Origin of the sequence: Microbacterium sp. 4NA327F11 (genome assembly GCF_005503465.1) — a bacterium.
GTDB lineage: Bacteria > Actinomycetota > Actinomycetes > Actinomycetales > Microbacteriaceae > Microbacterium > Microbacterium ginsengisoli.
On record NZ_SCOB01000021.1, the window covers coordinates 1 to 22,478 of the forward strand.

At 69.0% G+C, this 22,478-nt stretch carries 31 protein-coding genes; 11 read left to right on the forward strand and 20 right to left on the reverse strand.

Going from position 1 to position 22,478, the window contains the following annotated elements; translation table 11 throughout:
- Positions 1 to 299: 299 nt before the first annotated feature.
- On the forward strand, positions 300 to 509 hold the full coding sequence (locus FFS51_RS12210; protein ID WP_045245741.1) for a hypothetical protein: 210 nt from the start codon (positions 300 to 302) through the stop codon (positions 507 to 509).
- Positions 510 to 625: 116 nt separating this feature from the next.
- Here FFS51_RS12210 and FFS51_RS12215 read toward each other — a convergent pair whose 3' ends face one another.
- Entirely contained in the window at positions 626 to 976 is a 351-nt protein-coding gene (locus FFS51_RS12215) for a hypothetical protein (protein ID WP_005052795.1), read from the reverse strand.
- 117 nt (positions 977 to 1,093) lie between these two features.
- Between FFS51_RS12215 and FFS51_RS12220 the strand changes: the two genes are divergently transcribed.
- The 6 genes from FFS51_RS12220 (at position 1,094) to FFS51_RS12245 (ending at position 5,924) form a co-directional block, all read left to right on the forward strand.
- Entirely contained in the window at positions 1,094 to 1,510 is a 417-nt protein-coding gene (locus FFS51_RS12220; RefSeq protein WP_165801295.1) for a MurR/RpiR family transcriptional regulator, read from the forward strand.
- Positions 1,426 to 2,016, forward strand: coding sequence for an SIS domain-containing protein (locus FFS51_RS12225; protein ID WP_005052796.1), 591 nt, complete (start codon positions 1,426 to 1,428; stop codon positions 2,014 to 2,016). Before FFS51_RS12220 ends, FFS51_RS12225 begins: the two co-directional genes overlap by 85 nt.
- Positions 2,017 to 2,118: 102 nt before the next feature.
- Positions 2,119 to 2,952, forward strand: coding sequence for an extracellular solute-binding protein (locus FFS51_RS12230; protein WP_005052797.1), 834 nt, complete (start codon positions 2,119 to 2,121; stop codon positions 2,950 to 2,952).
- A complete protein-coding gene (locus tag FFS51_RS12235) occupies positions 2,949 to 3,779 on the forward strand; it encodes a tyrosine-protein phosphatase (RefSeq protein WP_005052798.1) in 831 nt (276 codons plus the stop codon). Before FFS51_RS12230 ends, FFS51_RS12235 begins: the two co-directional genes overlap by 4 nt.
- Positions 3,780 to 3,797: 18 nt before the next feature.
- Positions 3,798 to 4,703 carry a phosphodiesterase gene (locus FFS51_RS12240; RefSeq protein ID WP_005052799.1) on the forward strand — a complete coding sequence of 302 codons (906 nt, stop codon included), beginning with the start codon at positions 3,798 to 3,800 and terminating at the stop codon, positions 4,701 to 4,703.
- Positions 4,704 to 4,757: 54 nt separating this feature from the next.
- The gene (locus FFS51_RS12245; RefSeq protein WP_045245739.1) at positions 4,758 to 5,924 is read left to right on the forward strand and encodes an amidohydrolase family protein; all 1,167 of its coding nucleotides are present in this window, start codon (positions 4,758 to 4,760) and stop codon (positions 5,922 to 5,924) included.
- A 22-nt stretch (positions 5,925 to 5,946) separates the two neighbouring features.
- Here the strand turns inward: FFS51_RS12245 and FFS51_RS12250 are convergent, their stop codons facing one another.
- Together FFS51_RS12250 and FFS51_RS12255 are read right to left on the reverse strand one after the other, a co-directional pair.
- Positions 5,947 to 6,528 carry an ABC transporter permease gene (locus FFS51_RS12250; RefSeq protein WP_005052801.1) on the reverse strand — a complete coding sequence of 194 codons (582 nt, stop codon included), beginning with the start codon at positions 6,526 to 6,528 and terminating at the stop codon, positions 5,947 to 5,949.
- 65 nt (positions 6,529 to 6,593) lie between these two features.
- Positions 6,594 to 7,437, reverse strand: a protein-coding gene (locus FFS51_RS12255) for an IS5 family transposase (RefSeq protein ID WP_241186004.1) whose coding sequence is annotated in 2 segments (ribosomal slippage) — positions 6,594 to 7,130 and positions 7,132 to 7,437 — 843 coding nt in all. Because the reading frame shifts where the segments join, the coding sequence is not laid out codon by codon here.
- A 142-nt stretch (positions 7,438 to 7,579) separates the two neighbouring features.
- Between FFS51_RS12255 and FFS51_RS12260 the strand changes: the two genes are divergently transcribed.
- A complete protein-coding gene (locus FFS51_RS12260; RefSeq protein WP_045246206.1) occupies positions 7,580 to 7,849 on the forward strand; it encodes a hypothetical protein in 270 nt (89 codons plus the stop codon).
- Here FFS51_RS12260 and FFS51_RS12265 read toward each other — a convergent pair.
- The 17 genes from FFS51_RS12265 to FFS51_RS14965 all read right to left on the reverse strand — a co-directional run bounded on the left by FFS51_RS12265 (position 7,818) and on the right by FFS51_RS14965 (position 20,638).
- Positions 7,818 to 8,366, reverse strand: coding sequence for a hypothetical protein (locus FFS51_RS12265; RefSeq protein WP_048809404.1), 549 nt, complete (start codon positions 8,364 to 8,366; stop codon positions 7,818 to 7,820). The two genes, FFS51_RS12260 and FFS51_RS12265, sit on opposite strands and share 32 nt — an antisense overlap.
- 1 nt (position 8,367) lies before the next feature.
- Positions 8,368 to 9,297, reverse strand: a complete 930-nt coding sequence (locus FFS51_RS12270; protein WP_045246207.1) for a hypothetical protein — start codon at positions 9,295 to 9,297, stop codon at positions 8,368 to 8,370.
- Between the two features lie 88 nt (positions 9,298 to 9,385).
- Positions 9,386 to 9,775, reverse strand: coding sequence for a ParB family protein (locus tag FFS51_RS12275; protein ID WP_045246208.1), 390 nt, complete (start codon positions 9,773 to 9,775; stop codon positions 9,386 to 9,388).
- Positions 9,772 to 10,569: a ParA family protein gene (locus FFS51_RS12280; RefSeq protein ID WP_048809405.1), complete on the reverse strand. Its 798-nt coding sequence runs from the start codon at positions 10,567 to 10,569 to the stop codon at positions 9,772 to 9,774. The genes FFS51_RS12275 and FFS51_RS12280 overlap by 4 nt, the downstream gene beginning before the upstream one ends.
- A 95-nt stretch (positions 10,570 to 10,664) precedes the next feature.
- Positions 10,665 to 11,054 (reverse strand): single-stranded DNA-binding protein, encoded by a 390-nt coding sequence (locus FFS51_RS12285; protein ID WP_045246212.1) that lies wholly within the window; start codon positions 11,052 to 11,054, stop codon positions 10,665 to 10,667.
- A gap of 63 nt (positions 11,055 to 11,117) precedes the next feature.
- Complete coding sequence (locus FFS51_RS12290) at positions 11,118 to 11,354, reverse strand: hypothetical protein (RefSeq protein ID WP_045246214.1); 237 nt, start codon at positions 11,352 to 11,354, stop codon at positions 11,118 to 11,120.
- Positions 11,355 to 11,410: 56 nt separating this feature from the next.
- Positions 11,411 to 11,965, reverse strand: a complete 555-nt coding sequence (locus tag FFS51_RS12295) for a hypothetical protein (RefSeq protein WP_045246215.1) — start codon at positions 11,963 to 11,965, stop codon at positions 11,411 to 11,413.
- Between the two features lie 57 nt (positions 11,966 to 12,022).
- Positions 12,023 to 12,340: a glutaredoxin family protein gene (locus FFS51_RS12300; protein ID WP_048809406.1), complete on the reverse strand. Its 318-nt coding sequence runs from the start codon at positions 12,338 to 12,340 to the stop codon at positions 12,023 to 12,025.
- Between the two features lie 246 nt (positions 12,341 to 12,586).
- Positions 12,587 to 12,778: a hypothetical protein gene (locus FFS51_RS12305; protein WP_045246217.1), complete on the reverse strand. Its 192-nt coding sequence runs from the start codon at positions 12,776 to 12,778 to the stop codon at positions 12,587 to 12,589.
- A gap of 34 nt (positions 12,779 to 12,812) precedes the next feature.
- Positions 12,813 to 13,706, reverse strand: coding sequence for an ArdC-like ssDNA-binding domain-containing protein (locus FFS51_RS12310; protein ID WP_045246220.1), 894 nt, complete (start codon positions 13,704 to 13,706; stop codon positions 12,813 to 12,815).
- A gap of 372 nt (positions 13,707 to 14,078) precedes the next feature.
- Positions 14,079 to 15,983: a hypothetical protein gene (locus FFS51_RS12315; RefSeq protein ID WP_048809407.1), complete on the reverse strand. Its 1,905-nt coding sequence runs from the start codon at positions 15,981 to 15,983 to the stop codon at positions 14,079 to 14,081.
- Positions 15,984 to 16,228: 245 nt separating this feature from the next.
- Positions 16,229 to 16,468 carry a hypothetical protein gene (locus tag FFS51_RS12320; protein WP_048809408.1) on the reverse strand — a complete coding sequence of 80 codons (240 nt, stop codon included), beginning with the start codon at positions 16,466 to 16,468 and terminating at the stop codon, positions 16,229 to 16,231.
- A gap of 23 nt (positions 16,469 to 16,491) precedes the next feature.
- A complete protein-coding gene (locus tag FFS51_RS12325; RefSeq protein ID WP_045246222.1) occupies positions 16,492 to 17,313 on the reverse strand; it encodes an FHA domain-containing protein in 822 nt (273 codons plus the stop codon).
- Positions 17,314 to 17,399: 86 nt separating this feature from the next.
- A complete protein-coding gene (locus FFS51_RS12330; protein WP_322957817.1) occupies positions 17,400 to 18,698 on the reverse strand; it encodes a MinD/ParA family ATP-binding protein in 1,299 nt (432 codons plus the stop codon).
- 29 nt (positions 18,699 to 18,727) lie between these two features.
- Positions 18,728 to 19,786, reverse strand: coding sequence for a M23 family metallopeptidase (locus tag FFS51_RS12335; RefSeq protein ID WP_045246225.1), 1,059 nt, complete (start codon positions 19,784 to 19,786; stop codon positions 18,728 to 18,730).
- Entirely contained in the window at positions 19,786 to 20,346 is a 561-nt protein-coding gene (locus FFS51_RS12340) for a hypothetical protein (RefSeq protein ID WP_048809410.1), read from the reverse strand. The genes FFS51_RS12335 and FFS51_RS12340 overlap by 1 nt, the downstream gene beginning before the upstream one ends.
- A gap of 1 nt (position 20,347) precedes the next feature.
- Positions 20,348 to 20,638 (reverse strand): helix-turn-helix domain-containing protein, encoded by a 291-nt coding sequence (locus FFS51_RS14965; protein WP_045246226.1) that lies wholly within the window; start codon positions 20,636 to 20,638, stop codon positions 20,348 to 20,350.
- Positions 20,639 to 20,785: 147 nt separating this feature from the next.
- Between FFS51_RS14965 and FFS51_RS12350 the strand changes: the two genes are divergently transcribed.
- From FFS51_RS12350 to FFS51_RS12360, 3 genes are read left to right on the forward strand one after another with little or no spacing between them, the layout of a single operon-like run.
- The gene (locus FFS51_RS12350; RefSeq protein ID WP_045246227.1) at positions 20,786 to 21,415 is read left to right on the forward strand and encodes a DUF6668 family protein; all 630 of its coding nucleotides are present in this window, start codon (positions 20,786 to 20,788) and stop codon (positions 21,413 to 21,415) included.
- Positions 21,412 to 21,717 carry a hypothetical protein gene (locus FFS51_RS12355; RefSeq protein WP_045246229.1) on the forward strand — a complete coding sequence of 102 codons (306 nt, stop codon included), beginning with the start codon at positions 21,412 to 21,414 and terminating at the stop codon, positions 21,715 to 21,717. Before FFS51_RS12350 ends, FFS51_RS12355 begins: the two co-directional genes overlap by 4 nt.
- Before the next feature lie 14 nt (positions 21,718 to 21,731).
- On the forward strand, positions 21,732 to 22,478 hold the full coding sequence (locus tag FFS51_RS12360; RefSeq protein ID WP_045246230.1) for a DUF8175 domain-containg protein: 747 nt from the start codon (positions 21,732 to 21,734) through the stop codon (positions 22,476 to 22,478).

Genomic DNA, 22,478 nt, shown 5'->3' on the forward strand with positions numbered 1-22,478 from the left:
GAGGTCCTCGTGATGGATCAGCAGTTGGCGCTACTGATCCTCGGGGACCTCGACCCCTACCCGCCGACCATCACCCGGCGAGCCTCACCCCCACCGCATGTCCGAAGAGCCCCCAATTCCCTTGGTCACCCCGGTGTGAACCATGCACCCCGGGCGGGCCATCCCCGTATCGGTGCACACCGTGCGTAGCGAGCTTTCCCGGAATCTCCTTGTGTCCTGGCGTTAACACGGGTGTCGTAGCATCGCATTAGCACCGCGACCACTCCTGAGAGTTGCACCCGGGATGAGGTGAATGCATCGTGACGGCACCGGGGTATGAGTTCAGCGTCTGGGAGCGCTACGCCACCGAGTTCACACTGGCTTTCGGTGACAATCCGTCGCGCATCCGGGCGGTGCGGGTGGCCTACTTCGAGCACGAGTTCGATGTGGACTTGATTGCGCAGCTCAGCGGTTTTCCTGTTTGGAGAATCCGACAGGCGTTGTCCCAGGGACTTCCACAGGCGAGCTGAAGAATCGTCGACCAGAGTCCCAGAACTGCTCGCCCATCTACCATCCCCTTGCGGGCACTGCGCGGTGAGGGGACGTCAGCGTGCGACGGTTCGGCCCGGGCGCGATGTCTCCCCTTTCACGTCTGAGTGGCCATCGGTCTGATCGGGCCATGAGCAGGATCAGTTTCGCGCGTCGCCCCCGCCCTCTGGTTCCGCGCTGCGGGCGTCATCGTCGTGGCAGGCTTCTTCGCGTCGTTGGTTACCGGTGTCTGCTGCCCCGGCGCCCCCGCCAGCGGAACATCGACGTGCGGAACGTTCGAGCGCTTGACCGCCGGGATCGACAGATCACGTGGCTCTGGCTCGCACGGACGGTCATCGTAGGCGCCATCGCGGCGCTCGAGGTGGGCGTCTTCGGTCGAGTCACCCTTGGCCGACTTCCTTGCGGGCATGGCACTGTTCGGGAGCTCGAGCGGACGCAGGGAGGTCATGAAATTGCCTTTCGCGGATAGCGGAGGCGATGAACGCTGCGTTCACCTATGGTTGGGGTCGTGGTCGCATTGCGCCCATACGATGTGCGGCGAACCCGAAAGGTGATCACCGGCTACATGAACTCGCCCCTCAACGAGCCGCCGCTCGGCGGAACCATCGACCACATCCTCTCGATCCTGCCGTCGCTCGTACCGAGCGCGCAGCGCGTCGCCCGCATCTGCGCCGAGCGACCCCACGACGTGGTCGACATGTCGGGCGCCGACCTCGCCGAAGCCGCCAACACGTCGCCGGCCACCGTCAGCCGCACCGCCCAGGCGCTGGGGCTGCGCAGCTTTCAGCACCTGCGCATGCTGCTCGTGCGTGACCTCGCCGCCGACGCCACCGCCGCGCCCGACGCACCCGCCGGCACCGAGGGCTTTCTGCGGTGGCTGGCCGAGGGGCGGGTGGGATGCTGCAGACCGCGCTCGCCTCGATCGACCCGGTCGCGTTCGACGCCGCTGCCGACGCCATCGCCCGCGCGCCGCGCCTGCTGATCTCGGGCACCGGCGCCTCGCACGCCGCCGCCCAGGCGTCGGCCGTCGCGTTCGCCGTCAACGGCCGGCCCTGCGAAGCGCCCGCTGACGGCGTGGTCGCCCACCTCACCGCCCGCGTGCTCGCCCCCGGTGATGTGTGCCTCATCGTCAGCTCGAGTGGCGCCAACTCGGTGACCCTCGCGGTTGCGGACGCCGCCGTCGACGCCGGCGCCACCGTGATCGGGGTCACGAGCTTCGCCCGTACCCCGCTCACCACCCGCGCCGACCACCTGCTCGTCGCCGGTGCGCGCTTCCAGGCGTGGGATCAAGGCATTCTCGGCAGCGGGCTCGTACAGCTGCTCGTGCTCAACGCCCTGCAGATCGCCGTCGCCGACCGCATGAGCGACGCCGCCGACCGCGCGCGCCTCGCGGTGCGCGAAGAGGTGCTCGACATCGTCGCCGACGACGGCTCCGACGCCGAGGCATCCGACGTGCCAGACGTTATCGACCACGGCGATGGGCGTTGACACTCCGTTTGCAGGAAATTCACTTTCCTCGATTGCAATAGCTCTGCAAGCGGATTTCGCGGGAAGGCCCCGGTTCGTCAGGTCGCTTGCAGAAGGCGACTCATGGGAACGATCCAGCTCTCTGGTGTCGGTCGCTCCTTCAAGAGCACCGCCGCCGTCAGTGATATCGACCTGATCATCGAAGACGCCGCCGCGCAGATCACCGAGTCCACCGGTGCCCCCTCGATGAGCGCGTCGTGCGTGATCACCGGCGGCAGCTGGTGCATGCAGGGCCTCTTCCTCTCGAACGGCGCCCAGGTGCTGAGCGATGACCGCACGACGATCGAGTTCGGCTCGGACGCCGCGATCGATACGGTCGCGACCTTCACCGAGATGTACGAGGACGGCGTGCTCACCAACGAGGACTTCACCAGCCAGTACGAGGCGTTCGCGCAGGGGAAGACCGCGATCCACGTCAACAGCTCGGCCCTGCAGGGCGCGTTCATGATGGGCGCCGAGGCCGGTGGCTGGACCCTCGACGCTCACACCCTGCCCGCGTTCGGAGACCAGGCGGTCGTGCCCACCAACTCGGGCTCGTTCCTCGCGATGTTCGCCACCGACCCCGCCAAGCAGGCCGCCGCGTGGGAGCTCATGCAGTTCATGACCAGCCCCCGCGCCTACGAGATCATCTCGACCCAGATCGGGTACCTACCGCTGCGCAGCAGCATGGCCGACGAGGGCGGACCGCTCTATGACTGGGTCGAAGCCAACCCGCTCGTGAAGCCCAACCTCGAGCAGCTCGACGCGCTCGAGCCGTGGGTGTCGTACCCCGGCGACAGCTACGCCCAGGTCGACCAGGTGCTCGCCACCGCCATCGAAGACGCGGTCTTCTACGGCGCCGACCCGGCCGCCACTATGACCGAGGCCGCCGAGCGCGCGCAGGGGCTGATCGAATGACCATCGACCTCGACCTGACGCCTTCGGCGACGGATGCCGCGGCCGCTTCGTCGCCGGATGCCGCGACCGCGGCGCCTCGTGAGCGTCGCCACGCCGTGGCCGGCCTCTACAACCTGCGCGACACCGGCGGCTACCGTGCAGCCGGCGGCACCAGCCGGTGGGGCAAGCTGCTGCGGTCAGATGCTCTGCACCGCATCGACGCGACCGGTCGCGACCGGCTGGCCGAGATCGGCGTCGCCCACATCATCGACCTGCGCGGCGGCGACGAGCGCGCCACAGCGCCGAGCGCGGTCGACGGGCTCGAGGTCACCGTGCACCACCTGCCCGTGTTCGACGACGCCGACCCGGCCGCGCAGGCCACCACGCACGTCGGACTCGTGCCCGTCTACGACCACATCGTCGACGAGCGCGGGGCGCAGCTGGTCGACGCGATCCGGGTGATCATCGCGGCTGACGACGACGACGCGGTGCTCGTGCACTGCACCGCCGGCAAAGACCGCACCGGTCTCGTCGTGGCCTTCGCGCTCGCCGCCGCCGGGGTCGACCGCGACGACGTCGTGGCCGACTACGCCGCCACCGCCGAGAACCTGCGCGGCGAGTGGTCAGACGCGATGACCGCCGTCTTCGAACAGCGCGGCATCGAACTGACCGCGGGAATGGTCGAACTCATCACCGAGAGCCCCGCCGAGGTGCTCGAGGCGCTGCTCGAGCGCATCGACCGCGAGCACGGGTCGATCAGCGCCTACCTCCTCGCCCACGGACTCACCCCCACCGAGCTCGAGCGTCTCACCGCCGTGATCATCGACCCCGCCGCCACCGCGGTCTGATCGGAAGGAACACACACCATGTCGCACATCGCGAGCCAGCATCCCGCTCCCGAGCACTTCATCCTGCATGTCTCTGACACCCACTTCGTGGGCGACGGCGACCTGCTGCACGAGCGCATCGACAGTGACAAGAACCTCGCAGAGCTGTTCGACGGCTTCACCAAGGCCAACGCCCGCCCCGAAGCGATCGTGTTCACCGGCGACCTCGCCGACACCGGCCGCCCCGACGCCTACGAGCGCCTGCGGGCCATCGTCGAGCCCGCCGCCGAGAAGCTCGGTGCCCAGGTGATCTGGGTGATGGGCAATCACGACGAGCGCGTCGCGTTCCGCCGCGGCCTGCTCGACGAGGAGGCCGACCAGTCCGAGCCCGTCGACCGCGTCTACGACGTCAACGGTCTGCGCATCATCGCGCTCGACTCGACGGTGCCCGGGCAGCACCACGGCGAGATCAGCGACGAGCAGTTGGCGTGGCTGCGCCGCGAGCTCGAAGTCCCCGCGCCCGACGGCACCCTCATCGCGCTGCACCACCCGCCCGTGCCGAGCCCGATCGGGCTCATCGCCCTGGTCGAGCTGCGCGACCAGGAGCGCCTCGCCGAGGTCATCCGGGGCACCGACGTGCGCGGCATCCTGGGCGGTCACCTGCACTACTCGACCACCAGCACGTTCGCGGGCGTGCCCGTGTCGGTCGCGTCGGCGACCTGCTACACGCAGGACCTCGCCGTCGCCTACCCCGGTGCCCGCGGCCAGGACGGCGGCCAGTCCTACAACCTCGTGCACGTCTACGGCGACCGGGTGCTGCACTCCGTCGTGCCGATCGGGCAGTTCCCGACCGTCTACGAGATGACTCCCGAGATGCTCGAGGCGTTCATGAACATGACCCCCGACGAGCAGCTCGCCGCCGTCAACGCGTCGGCGGGAGAGTAGTCAGCCCGTGAACAATAATGTCTCGTATCTACATCTCCTCGAACGGAGCAGTTCATGACGGATTCCACGCTCGGCGCAGTCTCTGCGACCGCGATCACGAACACCAGGGTCTTCGACGGACACAGTCTGAGCGCCCCCACGACGGTCGTCGTCCAGCCCGACGGGCGCATCGGTGACGTATCAGCGGATGCGGTCGTCGTCGGTGCCGCTGTCGTCAACGCGGAAGGTACGGTGCTCCTTCCTGGCCTGATCGACTGTCACATGCACCTGAAGGGGCGCGAGTCCCTCGAGACGCTCGCCACGTACGGTGTCACCACCGGCCTGGACATGGCGACATGGCCCGCATCACAGTTCCAGTCGTTGCGGGGACTGAGGGGAGTCGCTGACTTCCGCACCGCCGGCATGGCGGCGACATCTCAGGGCAGCACGCACAGCCGCATTCCGACCTATCCGGACGTCGCGCTGGTCGATTCCCCCGACAAGGCGGAGCGGTTCGTCGAGGTGCAGGTGGCAGACGGGGTGGATTACATCAAGATCATCGCCGATCTGCCCGGTCCCACCCAGGACGTGCTCGATGCACTCGTGGCTGCTGCGCACGCGCGGGGGCTCAAGGTCATCGCGCACGCAGCCCTGTACGAAGCTGTGCGTATGAGCCTCGCTGCGGGGGCCGACATGATCACCCATGCTCCACTCGACCGCGCGCTCGACGATGCGACGGCTGAGACGATGCTCGCCCAGGGCACGGTGTTCATCCCGACCTTGACGATGATGAAAGGCGTCGCCGCGAATCTCACCGCAGCGGGCGTTCCCGGTGTGAGCTATGCACACGCCCACGAGAGCACGCGCGCGATGCATGCCGCGGGCGTTCCGGTCCTGGCCGGCACCGACGCCTACATCGGGTCCTTCACACGGGCATCGCCGCCATACGGCGAGAGCATGCACGACGAAGACGCCTACATCGGGCTCCTCGAACGGGCAATGCCGCCATACGGCGAGAGCATGCACGACGAACTCGCTCTGCTCGTGGACGCCGGCCTGTCAACAGCCGAAGCGCTGCGCGCTGCCACCTCGACGGCCGCGCACGCGTTCTCACTCGACGATCGGGGGGCGATCACCCCCGGATTGCGAGCCGACCTCGTGCTGGTGGACGGCGATCCGCTCACCGACATCGCTGCCGCGCGTCGCGTTCTGCGTGTGTGGTGCGGCGGCATCGAGGTGTGAGGGCGTCCTCTCGACCGCGGTGTCACTCCACGGCGGTGTTCGCGCCGTGGTGCCACGCGAGCACCCGGTTCTCGACGACGATGAGCAGCAGGTTGAACACGTACCCGAAGATCCCGATGAGCACGATGCCCGACCACATGTCCGTGATCGCGAACGACCTCTGCGACTGAAGAACGAAGACGCCGATCCCGTTGCCTCCCGCCATCATCTCGCTCACGACGACCATGATGAGCGCGAGCGAAAGACTCGTGCGCATTCCGGCAAAGATCTGCGGAGCTGCCGCGGGAAGTGCGACCTGCAACTCGTAGCGGAACCAGTGGATGCCGTACACCCGGGCGGTCTCGCGCAGTCCGGGGTCCATTCCTCTGATTGCAGCTTCGGTATTGAGGAGCACGGGCCAGAGGCAGATGAAGGTGATCAGAATCACCTTCGCGGTGTCGTCGAGGCCCAGCACGATGATGACGAGGGGAATCAACGCGACCGCAGGGATCGCGCGCAGGAACTCGAGCACGGGTGCGAACATCGCCTGGAGGCGGTGCGCCTGACCGAGAACGAACCCCACGACCACGCCGATGACCACAGCGCCGATGAACCCGATCATCATCCTGGAAAGACTCGGCAAGACGTCGCTCGCCATCCGCGCGAAGAGCCAGTTCTCCTGGAAAGCGACTAGGGCGTGTCTCTTAAAGCCTTGAGCCAGATGGTGATGGCGCGTAGGACGACGCCGCCGCGATAGGTCAGGGCGAGTTTGTCGTAGCGGGTGGCCAAGGCGCGCCATTGCTTGAAGATGTTGAATCCGCGCTCGACGACGTTGCGGCGCTTGTAGGCCTCGGTGTCGTAGGTGACCGGGCGACCACCCTTGGCGCCGCGGCGCTTGCGGTTGGCGATCTGATCATCGCGTTCGGGGATGACGGCCTGGATGCCGCGCCGGCGCAACAGCTTGCGGTTGGCCCGGGAAGAGTAAGCCTTGTCACCCAGCGCCCGGTCGGGCCTGGTGCGTGGCCGGCCCCCACCCAGGCGCGGTACCCGCAGGGCGTTCATCACGTGCTCGAACATCGGGGAGTCCCCGCCCTGCCCGGGCCCGAGCAGCATCACCAGCGGCCGCATGTTCCCGTCGCACAGGTGGTGGATCTTCGTCGACAGGCCGCCGCGGGAGCGGCCGATGGCGTGATCAGGCGGCTCGATGCGCAGATTCGTGTAATTCGTCAGGTCCCCCTGTGTCCCGGGGCAGGTTGGTGGCGTGCTGATGGGCGCGGTTGATCGTGGAGTCCACCGAGACTTCCCAGTCGATCAGCCCGGCGGCGTCGGCATGGGCCAGCAGGACGCTGTGGATCTTGTCCCACGTCCCATCACCGCTGAAGCGGCGGTGCCGCTTCCACACCGTCTGCCACGGCCCGAAGCACCCGGGTAAGTCCCGCCACGCGATCCCGGTCCGGTAGCGATAGATGATGCCCTCCACCACGGTGCGATGATCGGCGAACGGCCGACCACGACGCCCCTGCGAGGACGGCATCAACGGAGCAATCAGCTCCCACTGCGCATCAGTCAGCAACTCCGTTCGAGACACACACCGAGCGTTCCAGCGACCAGCCCAAACCTTTGGGAGACACGCCCTAGCCCCGGCGCCTGTCGGCCGCTGACCGTATGGTCGCGGTGTGGTGCAGCACTGGTCCCCCATGTCCCAGGTGCAGGCCGGCGTCGAGCCGGGCACCTGGTACATGTTCGATCGCAGCCGGCGCATCGCGATCATCCGGCTCGTCGAGGTCCGCGGCCGCCGGCTGCTCCGGTCGGTGACCTACGACGCGGACCCGGATCAGCGGCAGCTCATCGGCTACTTCCCCGACAACGGGATGCGGCTGGCGGCCGAGTGCACCTGGTCGGAGTACGTGCGGGCTACAGGACCGCCGACGAGTAACCGCCTGTAGAAGGCCTTGGCTCTCGGCGCATCTTCCGGCCCCGCGGGTTTCCTCGGCCGACGTCGACGAGGCCGGGCAGCTCGTCCGCGTACTGCCGGCCGAGGCGTTCGTTAGCCGCCGTCGTGTAGATCGCGATGCCATCTGCATCTGCGCGATCGCGCAACTCGGGCAGGACGAGCGCGCGCAGCGCCTTGCCTCGCCCCCTGCCAGGGTGGGCGGCGATGTGATCCTCGACGTGCCACCCTTCGGCCGTGGCGACCACGGCGAGCACCGCGTCTTGTTCGGGGCTGAGGTAGTACCTCGCCGCCGGTCGGCGGAGGAGGTACGCCTGCACGGCCACACCGATCGGCAGGGACGGCCACCACATGATCGCCAGGAACGTCGAGAATAGGCGCCCCGCGAAGCGGCCGTGCCAGGCGCCGTACCAGTAACCCCGCTGGGACCACCACAGCAGGCGCAGCGCGTGCCTCGCTCCTGGCTCCTCCACGCCCGCGAGGGCTGGCGGCCGCGCAGCGACGTCGCCCATCTCAGGCCTGACGCGCTCGGTCAATGTAGGTGAGTCCGGCACGACGCAGCGCGTCGGCCGGCGACCCGTCGCTGTAGTCGGGGGCCTCACCCGTCATGGGCAGCGGAGCGTTGGTGCGTGCGTACTCATGCACCTGGTCGGTGAGCGTGTCCCACGTCGCCGGCTCTCCGGTCGGAGTCGTCGTCAGCTCGACCTCGCACGTCACGCCGCGATCGGTGAAGTAGCGGCGCGCGGCCGCGAGGTACGCCGCGGTGTAGGCCGCGAGGTCTTGCTGCCACAGCTCCTCGACGGTCGCGGTCGCGGCGCGTGCCGAGGCCAGCGCGGCCGCTTGCGGCTCGCCGGTCGACTCGGCGCGCTCGATGACGGCCCCGGTGATGCTCTGGGCCTCCTGCATCAGTGCGAGCACGCGATCGCGGTCCTGCTCGTCGACGCCGAACACGTCGGCCGGCATGGCTGCCTGAATGTCCGCGATCCGTGCGCGTTCCTCGGGCGTGGCCACGGCGTTGAACAGCTCCTCGTCGAGGGCATCCTCTCGGCTGCCCAGCTCGGCGGTGGCCTGCTCGTAGAGGTCGCTCAGGCCGAGGTCGTAGAACACGTCCGCGGCGTCGAACGCGAGGCGTACCGGCTCAGTGCGATAGCGCAGCAGCTCGTCGGGATCGTCGCCCGCGGTGCTCTGGACGATCTGGCGCACGTAGTCGGCTTCCCACGATCCGGGACGGCCGGCCAGCAGCTCGTCGACGCCGCCGAGATTGGCGGCCACGGTCGTGATGACATGGCAGGCGATTTCTCCGAAGTCGACGGGCTCGACGGCGGCATGCTCGGTGCCGGCGCCGCGGACGCGGGTCTGTCGCGCCGCGGTGGTAAGCGCGGCGATCGCGTCGGCTACCGGGTCAGGCTCGGGTGGCTCGACGGCCTGCAGAACGGTGGTCATGGGTCGGTCCTTCCGGGATCGGTTCTCGAGGATCGGGTGCTGGCGGCGCTGTACGCCGCCCTGACAGCATGATCGGCTCCGGGTGGTGCTACTCCCCCATCGGGCGGCCCTGGGGCATCTCACGGGCTCCGATGGCCGGGAACGGCTTGCCACCGTTGTACTTCGCTTCCAGCCGCTCGACCTCGGCCATGACGGCGTGGTTGATGAACGCGCTGAGCGATCGCGACCCCTCGGTGAGCTGTGTGTGCAGGATCGCGCCGCGCACGCGCGCGGTGTCCTCGGGGTCTTGGTAGAACGACACCTTGGGCGGGTACTTCGTGCCGGCCTTCTTCGTGACCGGGCGGACGGTCGGTGCTGCGACGGCAGCGGCCGGCTCGGCGGATGCCGCGGGCTGGCTCTGCGGCTCGGGAGAGCTGACAGGTGGCGCGACGGGGCTCGATCCGGCAAGGCTCGACTTGCGGGGCGCGGGACGGGTCATGATGCGGCTCCTTCGATCGCAGTCAGGTGGTCGGTGTAGATCGCTCCGAGCGCCGTCGCTTCGGCGCTCCCCCACTCGTCGAGGCCGCGGGCGGCTTCGGCCGCGTCCGAGATGACGACGCGCTTCGGGACGAGGGGCGCGAGGAGGCTCAGGCCGCGACTCTCTGCCGCCTGGCTCAGCTCGTCGAGCCATGTGCGGCCGCTGACGGTCTGCTCCTCGTGTCGGTTCACGATGACGCCCGCGACGGTCAACTGGGGGTTGTAGTGCTGGCGAACGCTCTCGATGGTGTCGAGGAGCTGTGACAGGCCGTTGGCGCTGAACAGCTTCGATTCACTCACGACGACCACGGCATCCGCCGCGGTCAGGCCGTTGATAGTCAGCTGGTCGAGGCTCGGGGCGCAGTCGATCAGCACGAGGTCGTAATCGCCGGTCACCTGGGCGAGGGCCTGGCGCAGCCGGCCCTCACGGCCGGCTCCCGCGATCACCAGCTCGTCGCGGACGTAGCCGAGGGTGACGCCGGTTGTCGGCACGACGTCGAGGCCGGGCCAGACACCGGGCACGATGACATCTCGGATCGTCTCGGGTGCGCGCGAGCTCAGCGCGTCGGCCAGGCCGGCCTGGTCCTCGTCGACTGCCTCGGCCGCGGCGATCGACGTCAGGTTGCCTTGTGGGTCGTTGTCGACGACGAGCACACGTCGCCCGGCACGGACAGCAGCGCGGGCCAGGTGGAACGTGGTCGTGGTCTTGCCCACGCCGCCCTTCTGATTGCAGAGGGCGAGGATGCGTGCGGTCACGGTATTACCTCCAATGGGGCTAATAGTACTTTTGCCGTCAGACACGGCGGCGGACATGGGAGAGCCGGGGGCCTTGCGGCCCCCGGCCGGGTCAGTCAGAACGGAGTGTCGTCGCAGCTGTCGGCGGCGCTGGCGCTGTTGCGCTGCACGGTGACGCTCTGACCGCGCAGGCTCACGCCGATCTCGTCGGCGCGGACCTCGTGCTGGATGCGGCTGCCCTGCTCGCCCTTGTACTCCGTGACGCGGTAGCTGCCGGAGAACGTGACGCGGATGTTGCCGCCCTGCTCGGCTGCCTCGACGAGGTTCGTGGCCTGGTTGCCGCTCACGGCGACGTCGTAGGCGGTAGCGGGGCCATCGGTGTAGCTGCCGTCCTCCTGGCGGATGCGGTCGGTGACGATGACGCGGGCGTAGGTGTACGCGCCGCGCTCCCCCTCGCGCAGAGTGGGCGTCGCTGCCAGGTTGCCGGTGCGGGTGATGTAGCTCATGGTTTCCTCCTGAAATCGGTGGTGACTCTAATAGTACTGTTTGCGGTAATGGGGTTGCAAGGGTTAGTAGCGCTCGACCTCCATCTGTCGGCCGTCCATCTGCGAGGGGTACAGCACCCACTCGATGCCGCTGGACGGGTTGGGGCTCTCCACGCGCACGCCGATCACAGGTGATCCGAACTCGATCGGTCCCAGCTCGTCGGTGACGCGCAGCGGCGTGCGGTAGGCGCGGCCGCCGTGGCTGATGAGTCGGTCCCCGATCCGCAGCTCTGCGAGCCGGGTGAGGGTGATCTTGGACATGGCTTCTCCTTTCGGAGCGGCCCTAACGGCAATAGTACTATTAGGGCCGCTCGTGGTCACATGGGCTGGATGGTTCCGATGTACTCGCCGCCGGGGCCGTGGATGATGACGGGAGCGTTGGCGTCGATCTTCATGACGTACACGTGCTCGGCCGCCTGGGGGTCACTCTCGATGTGCACGGTCGCGATCGTGCCGCCCTCCTCGTCGTCGAAGTCGACACGGCCGTAGTCGTCCTGCTCGGACGGGCGGGGGTTCTCCTGGCCGGTGATGCCGTCCCTGACCCACACGAGCGGTTCCAGCCGGGTTCCGAGGTCGTAGGGCGTGTGCCGGGGCGCATAGCCGATCAGGTCGCCCACCTGAGTAGCGAACGACAGTAGCTCTGTCGCCTCGGTGCGCAGTGACTCCGCCCCCTGGGGATCGCCGTCACGGGCAACCTTCAGCGCGAGGTCGACGGTGGATGCAGCGGCAGACAGGCATGCCGTCCGCACGTCGACGAGCCACGTCCGCACGCGTTCGGGGGTGACGTCGGTAATCGGCCGCGGGCACTGAGCCTTGATGCTCTCGGGCAGTGCCGCGTACTGGGCGGCGAGGTCTTGGGCTGTGGTGTTCATGGTGCCTCCTTCTCTCTAACTCTAATAGTACTATTGCCGGTAATGGTGGTCAAGTCACTAGCGCGAGTCGCAGCCCAGGTCGTCCATCGGGTCGACGGGCACCTGGTAGCTGTCGGCCTCGTTGATCCGGGCGATGCGCTCGATCTGGTCGGGGCGCAGGTCTGACCAGTGATCCTCTCCGGTGCCGTCCTCGACGATGACCACGGGGGCGACGGTGTAGCCGAGGTCTGCGGTCACGTACTCGCGCGCGTTGGCGTTCTCGGGCTTGGTGATATCGACCTCGCGATACTCGATGTGCTTGGAGTCCAGCATCATCTTCGTCATCCGGCACTTGCCGCACGCCGGACCGGTCGTGTACACGGTGACTGACAACATCTCTGAATCCTCCCACTCCACGTTTTTTGCCGTGAAGGCACTGGAAGTGCCGGCAGGGAGAGCCGGCGCGAAGTGCAAGGGACCGTGGAATACCGGACTGAGCGCAGCGAGGGAGGATATGCCGCGAAAGCCCTTGCACGGAGGCCGGCCGACCGTATGCTGCCGCAGGCTTCACGGCGAAAAGACGATGGCCGAAGGCCGAACAGTCGGCCGCGCGCGGCCGTCCTTCTGAGCGGGCGTGCTCCGTCACGTCTGCGCCGGGGGAGTGTGAGGGGTCCGGCCCCTCACCGGCTCCTTGGGGAGCCGTTCGTCGTGCCATTCCTCGATGGTGAGCGCGACGAGCTGCACGGTGATGGTGCCGTGGGTTCGGCTGGTGTGTAGTCCCAGCTCGACCGCTTGGGCGTCGCTGCTGGCCAAACCCTCGGCCGGGGTGCTCATTCGTCCTCCAATGGTGGGAATAGTGGTATTAGGGTCACGCGGCGGGCTCGGTGGCCTCGGTGTCGGTGTCGGGCTCGGTGAGCGCGGCCGCGAGGGTGTGGGCGGCGCGCAGTACGTTCGCGGCGGTGGCCTTGATCGTGTCGGCGTCGCACTTGCTCCATCCGGCGACGTAGCCGACGCTGGCGGCGCTGGTGTCGAGTCCGAGCATCCCGGCGACGACGTAGGCGACGCTCTCGGCCTCGGTTTCCTTGATGCCGCGGTGCTCGACGTACTCGGCGTGGTCTTCGTCGGCGTGCAGGATGACGTGTGCTGCCTCGTGCAGGATCGTCGCGGCCGCGTCGGCGGGGGAGAGGTTCGCCTCGATCACGACTCGACGCCCGTCCGGGTCGGTGAATCCCTGGGTGGCTCCGGCGATGTGCTCGCGGGTGACGGTCCAGCTCTTTCCGGTGAGGTAGTCGGCTACGGCGTCGTAGATGCCGGCCTCGTCGTCGGCGTCGAGCGCTCGGACGATGGTCGACGGGTCGCCGGCTTCCTCGTCGATGAGGTCGGTCTGTGCCATGTCGAACACGGACACGGGGAAGAACCGCACGCGGCGCTGCTCTTCCTCCTCGCCCTTCTCGTTCTCGACGGTGGTTCGCACGTCGCGGCCGCCGAAGATGCGGATGCCGCGCTCACCCTTGCGCACCTGTCGGTTGAGCTTCTGCCACGTCCGGTATCCGGCGACGTGGGTCGCCTCGGGCCGCTGGGCGAAGATCAGCAGGAGGTTCCCCAGGCTGTAGCGGTGGAACGCGCGAGTGAAGTCGAGGAACCGCGCCCACGTCTCGGACTCCCGCAGCGCCTCGACCTGCTCAGCGATCGTTGCGTGCAGCTCCTCGGCCTCGGCTCGACGCTCCTCGGCGGTCTTGGTGCTGGTGATCTTGCGGGCCATCTCACTACCTCCGGTGACGGTATTAGTACTATTCGGGTCACTGACCCCTCCCTCCACGTTTTCTTGCCGTGAAGGCACGTAGTGCCATTCAGGGCAGAGGAGGGAGTGTCAACCCGTGAGGGCGGTGGGGGAGAGAGTTTCGGCGCGATGTGAGGGAGCGCAGCGACCGCGTGCCGAAAGTCTCGGAGGAGCCGGCGGCGCAGCGGCTTGCGCGGACGACGGCGCCCGTAGAATGCCGCAGGCTTCACGGCAAGGAAACGAGCGCCGCAGGCGCGGGTAGCTGTCGGCCGCCAGCGGCCGTCGTGCACGGCCCGCAGGGCCGCGGGGGAGCGCGAGGGCGCCGGCCCTCGTGTCGACCGCCGGTCGACGTGCTCAGGCGATGCGCTTCGCGCCGAGCATCCGGCTCAGCAGCTCGTCGACGGGATCGGGCTCGATCGGCTCGACGGGTACGGAGGCGGTCGACGCTGTTGCACCGCCGGTCAGCAGCGCTCGGGCGGTCCGGTAGTCGGCTCGGCCGTCCGCGGTGCGGGGGTGGGCGCCGTAGGCGTTCGTTCCCAGCTCGGGCAGGAGTGCGAGCTGACCGGGGCCGGGGCGTCTGGTCGGATGCGTGCGCCGTGGCGCACGCATCCATGTCTCCTCGGCCTGCCACCAGGCCCACAGCTCGCGCTCGACGGCGTAGCGGGCGGCACGAGCCTGTAGCCGGCCGTCGACGTCGAGCTGAACGGCGGCGGCTCGACGATTGTCGGCGGCTCGACGGTGCCACCCGTCTCGGCCGAGCACGAGCACGCCCGCACGGGTGAGGCGGTCGAGCACTCTGCGCGCCTCGTCAACGGTGCAGCCCGTGGCGCGGGCGATCGCATCGGCCGGGAGAGGTTCGCAGGTGGTGCGGGCGTAAACGTTCCCAGCGTGGAAGCCGAGTCCCGGTCCCAGCGTGAACAGGTCGTGTGCGGCATCCGCGGTTCTCGTGCTCAGGCTTGCGAGCAGGGTGGATCGTTCAGCGGCCCCGGCCCCTACGGGGCGCGGGTCCGCTTGTGACCGACCTGTACCGGGGAAGCTGGGGATAACCGCCTGGGGGTCGATCGTCCAGTGCGCGCCGTGCGGGCCGTCGGCTGCGCGGGCGTGGGCGATCCATCCGTCAGATGCGAGCCGTAGGAGCGCCGTACGCGCCGTTTCGCGACCCACCCCGGCTAGTAGGGCCAGGCGGCGGGTATCGGCCTCCACAGAGGCGCTGAGGGCCTGTAGGGCGAGGATGCACAAAACGTCGAGCACGCGGCGGTCGGCTGGGCCTCCTCCGTGGGTCCAGCGGCCGGCGGCGACGTCGGCGCGGGCTTGCAGCTCGCGCACGTGGGTGGCGATCGCGTCGGCGCGGCCGTCGAACGTGGGATCGTCCCCGATCTGGCGGCTCGTGGTGGCCACGAAGCGCACGGCCTTGTCCCACTGCCGGCGCAGCAGCCGAGCGGCGCTCACGCGGCCGCGAGGTCGTCGCTGAGCGCGATCACGCTCGGTGCGTACGTGTTCTAGGCCGGGGGCCTGGTCGACGAGCGCGGCGATATCCGCGTGCCGCCACCTGGCGGCCGCGGCGCCGACGAGGATGCGCCACAGCACCGCGGAAGCGTCGCCGGAGGCGGCGTCCTCGCGCAGCGCGGCCGCGCTGCCGGCAGTGAGCTCACGGCGCGGACCGGGCAGGTACAGGCGGCCGTGGTCATCGAGGGGGATCGGCCGCTTGGGGTCGATCCTGCCGGCGGGCTCGGCGTCGTCGACGAGCTTGGCCAGGGCCTCGACCACGGCGCGGACCTGGCCGGCGGTCGTCGAGGGAGCGGTGAGCGTGCTCAGCTCGCCGCGCAGCACGGTTGACCGGCCGCCGTCGCGGTGCGGCGCCCCTGGGGGCCGCACACACCCCGTATCGGGGTTGCTGAGCGGGGACGTGTCGAGCGTGGGGCACAGGTGGCGCGTCAGGCGCGCCAGGGTGGCGATCGTCTCGTCGTCGACGCTCTCGGCCAGGGCTGCCCAGACGTGACGGCCGTGCGAGGGGCCGGACTCGCAGACGACGTGCTCAATGCCGGCGTCCGTGAGGAGGCCGGCGATCACGTCGGCATCGCGCGCGGCCGCGGCCGCCGCGCCGGGTGTCTTGGCGTCGAGGTCGAAGCCGAGGAGGCGGAAGCGGCGATCGGTGCCGGCGAGGTAGACCGCCCACGGGCGGGTCGGCTCGTCGCCGTCGACGAGCTGGTGGCCGGTGTAGCGGTTCACGACGTCCCCGTAGGCGTCGATGGCTGCCACGCGCACGCTCGGCCGAGGGCTGAGGGCGCGCGTGAGCTGCCACGACGCGCCAGGAGCGTCGCTGTATGCATAGTGGGTCGGGCGCGCTACAATGAGCGTGCCTCCTTCCGTAGGTGGTACTCCGAAGGTCCGGACGCCAATCCGGTTCTTCACCCCGGCCGATCTGAGTCAGTCGCCAAACTCGACAGATCAGGCCCTCTGCTTCCGAAGCCCTCGCCTCGCCAAAGGCGGGGGCTTCGACCGTTCTATGCGGCTCTCGTGCTGGCCTCCTCGGGGATATCCAGCTCGCTCGCGCGATCGCGCGGGGGCGCGGGCGCGAACTGCGGCATGTTCAGGGCCTCGGCGGCGAGAGCCACCAGGTACTCGCCGTAGGCGAGGCCCATCTCGTCGGCGTTGTGCTTCAAGATCGCGCCGAAGGCAACGGGCGGCTTCGCCAAGATGGCGTCGCGCTCACCCTTGCTCGGTCGTCCCATTCGGTGTGCCATGCCCGCCATCCTCCCGAGATTCGTTAACGAAAAGAGGGCGACACGCCGAGGACGTCGATCGTGCATACGACGTCGCCCATGACGAGGGCGGTTCCGGGCTCGATGACGTAGGGCACGTCGGGGTCGAGGCGCACGGGCGGGTCGGTCTGCGTCTCGATGCCGTTCCCGCTGTGATGGTCGGTGACGATGATGTGGCCGGCGTCGTCGACGTCGACGAGCGCGTGGGTGCGTGACACCATGCGCGAGGGGCTGAGGATCGTGACGGGTAGGCGGCCGTCGACGGCCGCGGGGTTGCGGCCGAGAGCGGCGTTCTGATCGACGTCGACGGATCGCTGAGTGTTGAAGCTCAGCCGCAGCGTCGGCCGCGGTGCGGGCGGGGGAGTGCGCGAGACGAAGATCGTGTGATCCAGCTCGTCGTCGATCGCGGCCGCGTCCGGTTCGGGCACGACGGCCTCGGCGGCGTCGGGCACGAGGGCCTGGACGTCGATCGGCTCGGCCTCGACCCGGTGCGGCTCGGGAGCGTGGCACTGGACGCACATGGGCTCGGTGACCGGCTGTAGGCGCCGGCAGATTCGGCAGCGGCCCTCGTGGACGCTGAGGCCTTCGGCCGGCGGGATCATGCCGGCGTCGTCGACGAGCTGCACGATTCCCTCGGGGCGTACCGCGAGGTTCCATGTCTGGGCGCCGTCGTTGACGGTGAACCGGACGGGGCGGTGCAGCCGTGTGGCGATCGCCACACATCGCGCGATCATGCCCGTGCGCAGCTCCTCGACGCTGCCGGCCTCGCAGGCGCGTTCGGTGCCGTTGACGATGAGGCTGCCGAGCTGCACGAGGCCGCCGCGCACGATCTGTTCTCCCGCACCGTGGAGTGTCCCTGTGATGCGGGGCCAGTCCGCGACCCGTTCGGGGCGGCGGGTGGCCTGTGTAGCGTTCACAGGCCACGGGCGACGGCGGCCGCGGCCGCAAGCCACGCCCGTTGCGTCGTGGGTCGGAGGGAGCCGTAGTGCAGCAGCCCGTCGACCATTGCGGGGTCGTACGGGATGGTGACGGCCTCGCGCGCGAGCTGGCGGTAGCCGGTCGCGACGCGATCGACGTCGGCGGGTGCGGCCTTGGAGTCGGCCTGAGTGACGACGACCACGGCGCTGTCGGCCAGAGCGGCCGACGAGGCGTTGCGCTCCGCGAGGGCTTCGAGGAGGAGGGCGCCGGCCTCTGCGTGGTCGTCGCGGGTCGTGGTGGCCACCACAAGCTGGTCGGCGTGGTCGATCATGCGCAGCCACATCGGGTCCGACTCGTCGTTGCCCGAGTCGATGAAGATCAGCCGGTAGTACTTGCTAGCGACGGCGTGAATCGAGTCGACGTCGACGGGCTCGACGCGCTGCTCGTGCGCGAGAGCCATCGGCTTCGAGCGCAGCACGTCGAAGCGATCGCGCGTCTGATGGTGCACGTAGTGGGCGAGGTCGGCCGACTGAGCCCCCGTGCTCAGGAGCCGGTCGACCTGGGGCAGCAACTCGAGGAGGGTCGCCTCGTGCGGCCCCTGCTCGGTGCGCCAGCCGAGGGTGCCGCGGGTCTGGTTGTTGTCCCACGCGAGCACGCCGGCCCCGCCGTAGCGGGCGAACACCGCCGCGAGGAGCACGGTCGTGGGCGTCTTGCCGGCGCCGCCCTTGCCGTTGACGATCGCGATCGTGCGCGGCCCGGGCCAGTGCTGGGACACGGCGAGGGCGTCGGCGCGCTCGGCGCGCTCATCCTCGCTGGGGCTCATCCGTAGGCCGATGCGCGTCGCGAAGCCGCGCCACCCCTTGGTGGCGGGTTCCTCGGCCTGCTCCTGGACGAGGAACGACTGCCGGCGTTCCCGCCGGGTCGGCAGCTCCTCTGTCGAGCTGGTCGACGCGGCGGCGTCGGCCCACCGGGCCGCGGCGGGTTCGACCGGCGCCGGGCTCTGTTCCGGCGCCAACTCGACGGGCGCGGGCCGAGCGCCGCCCGTCGTGTCCTCCGTCACGGTGGCGTCAGGGTGGATGATGAGCGGCCATTCGCCTGACGGGTCGCGGCTGATGACGCGCAGCGGTCGGCCGAGCTGGGCGGCACGCTCAGCGACGATCCCGACGACCTGTGCTCGCGCGTCGTCGACCGTGCCGGCCTCGATGGGCGTCACCGACCCGCCGATGGAGACCTCGGCGGTTCCGTCCGCGCGCAGGGTCGCCTCGACGCGGGGCCAGGTGGCTGCTTCATTCATGGTGCTCATGGTGTGGGTAGTCCTTCCGCTCATCCGCCGATGGTGACGCCGACCGCCTTCATGAACGGCACGGGGTCTGTGGGGGAGTCGTTGATCATGACCTGGAAGTGGAGGTGGCAGCCGGTCGAGTCGCCCGACGAGCCGATGAGGCCGATCTGCTGACCGGCGGTCACCTTCTGGCCGTCCTGCACGAGAATCCCGGAGGAGTACATGTGCAGGTAGACCGTCTGCACACCGCCGCCGTGGTCGATGATGATCGTGCCGTTGCCGCCATAGCCGACGTTGAAGCCCGTCGCGATCACTGTCCCGGCCTGCGCAGCGTAGATCGGGGAGTCGCACGAGCCGGCGATGTCGACGCCGGCGTGCAGTTTGAGCACGCCGCTGACGGGACTGACGCGCATCCCGAACGGGCTGCTGATCGGCCCCTGAGCTGGCAGGGCCCAACCCTGGGCGCTGACCTCGCCGTTGCCGAGCACGGTCGACGAGCACACCTGATTGCCGGTGCCGGCGTTGAGGCCGGTCTTGACGCCGGTCAGGCCGTCGACAACGGCCACGGCGGCATCCCAGTACTTCTCGTAGTAGTACGGGTCCGCGTTGATCTGCACCCGGTGGGCGACGATGGTCGGGGCGAGCGAGTCTCGGTCCGGGATGGTGGCGAGCTTCTTGAAGAAGTTCTTCGCACTGGTGAACGGGTCCATCCGGTCGGCGTAGCTGCCCCATGCGCCGTTGTCGCGCTGCTGGAACAGGCCGCGCGAGTCGGGGCCTACCGCGTCGCCATAGTCGATGACGCGCAGGCCGGACTCTCCCATCGCCGTCATCACGCCGATGGTCTGGTCACGCGCGCTGAGGTTCTGGGCCTTGCCGGCCTCGATGATGTACGCGGCGTTTACGAGCTGTTCGTGCCCGTAGCCGCTGATCGACGTGTCCGGCACGCTGGCCGGGTCGATCGACACCGCGGCGGACGAGCTGCCCGTGGGGTTGCAGCTCGCGGCCGCGGAGCTGGCCAGGAGGATGAAGCCGAACATCCCGGCCAGAACGAGGACCGGGATCGCAATGATGGCGCCGACGCCGAGCTGCTTGCGATCCATCAGTGCGTTCCCTCGGGGGGCGTGAACCGAGCGGCGAGCCAGGGTGCGGCGCCGTTGATGCGCGTGAGCACGATGGTGTACATGCCGGCGTCGGAGGGGACGTCGACGGAGACGGCGTAGCGGCTGCTGTCGTCGACGATCGTGCCGGCGCCGGTCACCTGGTGAGCGGGGATGTTTGCCGGGTCGACGTACTGGTAGTCCTGCTGGGCCTGGCTGGTGAGGAGCGGCGACAGGGCCGCCCACCAGTCGGCCGAGCTGAGGTCGGGGCGTGCGAAGGTCGTCAGCGCCTTCTCGGCCGCGGCGATCGCCGCGGCGCGCTGCTCGGCGTCCCACGGCGGCGCCGGCTTCGGGTCGACGGTCGTCGCGCCGCCCTCCTCGTCGAGCGGAGTACCGCTCGGTGCAGTGGTGAACTGATCGAGGTCGGGCATGGTGATGCCCGACGAGGAGGGCGTAGGGCTCGCTGGGGGGGTCGGTTCGCTCTGGCCTGTGCAGCCGGCGAGGACGATCGTGCTCGCCGTGGCGATCGTTGCCACGGCGAGTCCCAGCGTGCGCTTGCGCATGTCAGCTGTCCTTGCTCTCCTCGGTGTGCGTCGAGACGATGCGCGGCCGTTGCGCGTTCGCTCCTGTCGCCATCGTCGCCTTCAGCTCGTCGCGCAGGACGCGCCAGGTGGTCCCGAGCTTGTAGCCGGGGATCACCCCGTCTCGGAGCCACGCATAGACGTTCGTGCGCGTCACGTTCAGTACCTCCGCGACGTCTTCAACGCTGAGCACGTCCGGCCGGCCAGCGAACAGCGCGTCAAGCGCCTGTTCCCTCTCACCGCTCACAGGGAGCGTCCAAAGTTCCGGTCGCATGAATCAATAATGCAACGATCAACTAGAAACAGCAAGGATTGACTATGTTCGGGCACATTCGACAACATCTTGCATCCTTTCGATATCCGTACGTAGGATGGCCTCGTTAGAGGCGCATCCTCATTATCGAGTGCAAGGGAGTGTGTCGTGAGTGACGGCATGAATCCGTGGATATCGCGGCCGACAGCACCGGAGCCGGTGTCGTCCGTCCCGATCTCGGCTCCGCCTGCCCAGGCGACGGGGCCGCTGGTCCCTCAGCGTGGGGTTCCGGCGCCGGATCGCGTCGACCAGCTTCCGGTCTACGACCGTCCGCACGAGGCCCCGCTGTGGTGGCTCGGAACGCACGGCGGAGCCGGTGAGTCCACGTTGGCCGCACTCGTGCCTGCCTGGCCGGCCGCCGATCATGGGTGGCCCCGGCCGCCGCAGGGGCCGGCGCGCGTCGTGCTTGTTGCTCGCACGAACGCACGCGGTCTGCGCGCGGCGCAGGCCGCGGCCACGCAGTGGGCTGCCGGCCTCGTGCCGCACGCCGAGGTCGTCGGCCTCGTGCTGATGGCGGACGCGCCCGGGCGGCTCCCCAAGCCGCTGCGCGACCTGGCTCAGGTCGTCGGCGGCGGCGTGCCGCGGGTGTGGACCGTGCCCTGGATCGATTCTCTCCGACTGGGAGAATCGCTCACTCTTACCAACGTCCCGCGTGATGCTCGCCGCCTCGTCGACGAGCTGAGCGCACTCCTCACACCTGGTGCAGCCAGCACCGCCAACCGAAAGGAACTCCGATGAGCACGCTGCACGCGATCCTCACCGCGGCGAACGACTTCGCCGCGCTCCTCCCGCAGGCCGACATTCCGAATCCGGCGCCGGTCCAGCCTCCCGGCACCAACGGGTTCGTCACGATCATGGGCTGGGTCAAGTGGGTGGCCCTGGCCGTCTGCGTCATCGGCATCATCGTCGCGGGCGCACTCATGGCGATCAACTCCCGCCGCGGCGAGGGCGGCGAGCACGCCGGCCGGATCGGCTTCGCGCTCGGCGGTGTCATCGTCATCTCGGCCGCGGCGAGCCTCGTCGGCTTCCTCGTCTCCTGATCGGAGGGCATGACATGACCTCCGAGGACGGCGAGAAGCAGCCGAGTCCCTTCACGCGCCCCGGCTTCATCGCGGCCGCGGGCGTGGTCGCGCTGATCGTCGTCTGCGCGATCATCCTCGTCATCGTCAACCTGTCTCGGGGCAGCTCCGCGCCAGCGCCGACACCCACAGGTACGTCGAGCGCGACCACGGCGCCGTCGACGCCGGCAGCATCCGGTGACGCGAGCGTGTGCGGCCTCGGTGGCGTCGAGCTGTCGGGGACCGTCACGGCAGCGCCGGATGCGACGTGGAAGTACGAGGGCACGATGGCCTATCCGACGTCGCCCGACTACGGCCCGGGCAAGACCGACCCTGCGGGCTTCCGCTACTGCTTCCAGCACTCGCCCACGGGTGCGCTCTTCATGGCCGCGAACGCCTTCGCCCAGGGCTCCACGGGAGCGGACAGCAAGGCGTGGTCGGAGTACGTGTTCGCGGACGGCCCCTACCGGACACAGCTTCTCGCCCAGGCCGGTACGCAGTCGAGCACGACTGGAACCCGAAGCTCGATTCAGGGTTTCCGGGTGCTCAACTACGACGGCAAGACCGCATCAATCGATCTGGCCGTCAGCGTCTCGACGCCGAACGGCACGACGACCGTCTCCGGTGTCTACTCGCTCGTTTGGTCGGACGGTGACTGGAAGGTGAGCACCGACACTGCGACGCCTCTCGACGTTGCGCCGATCCCCAACGTAGCCGGATACACGAGCTGGGGAGAGGGGTAA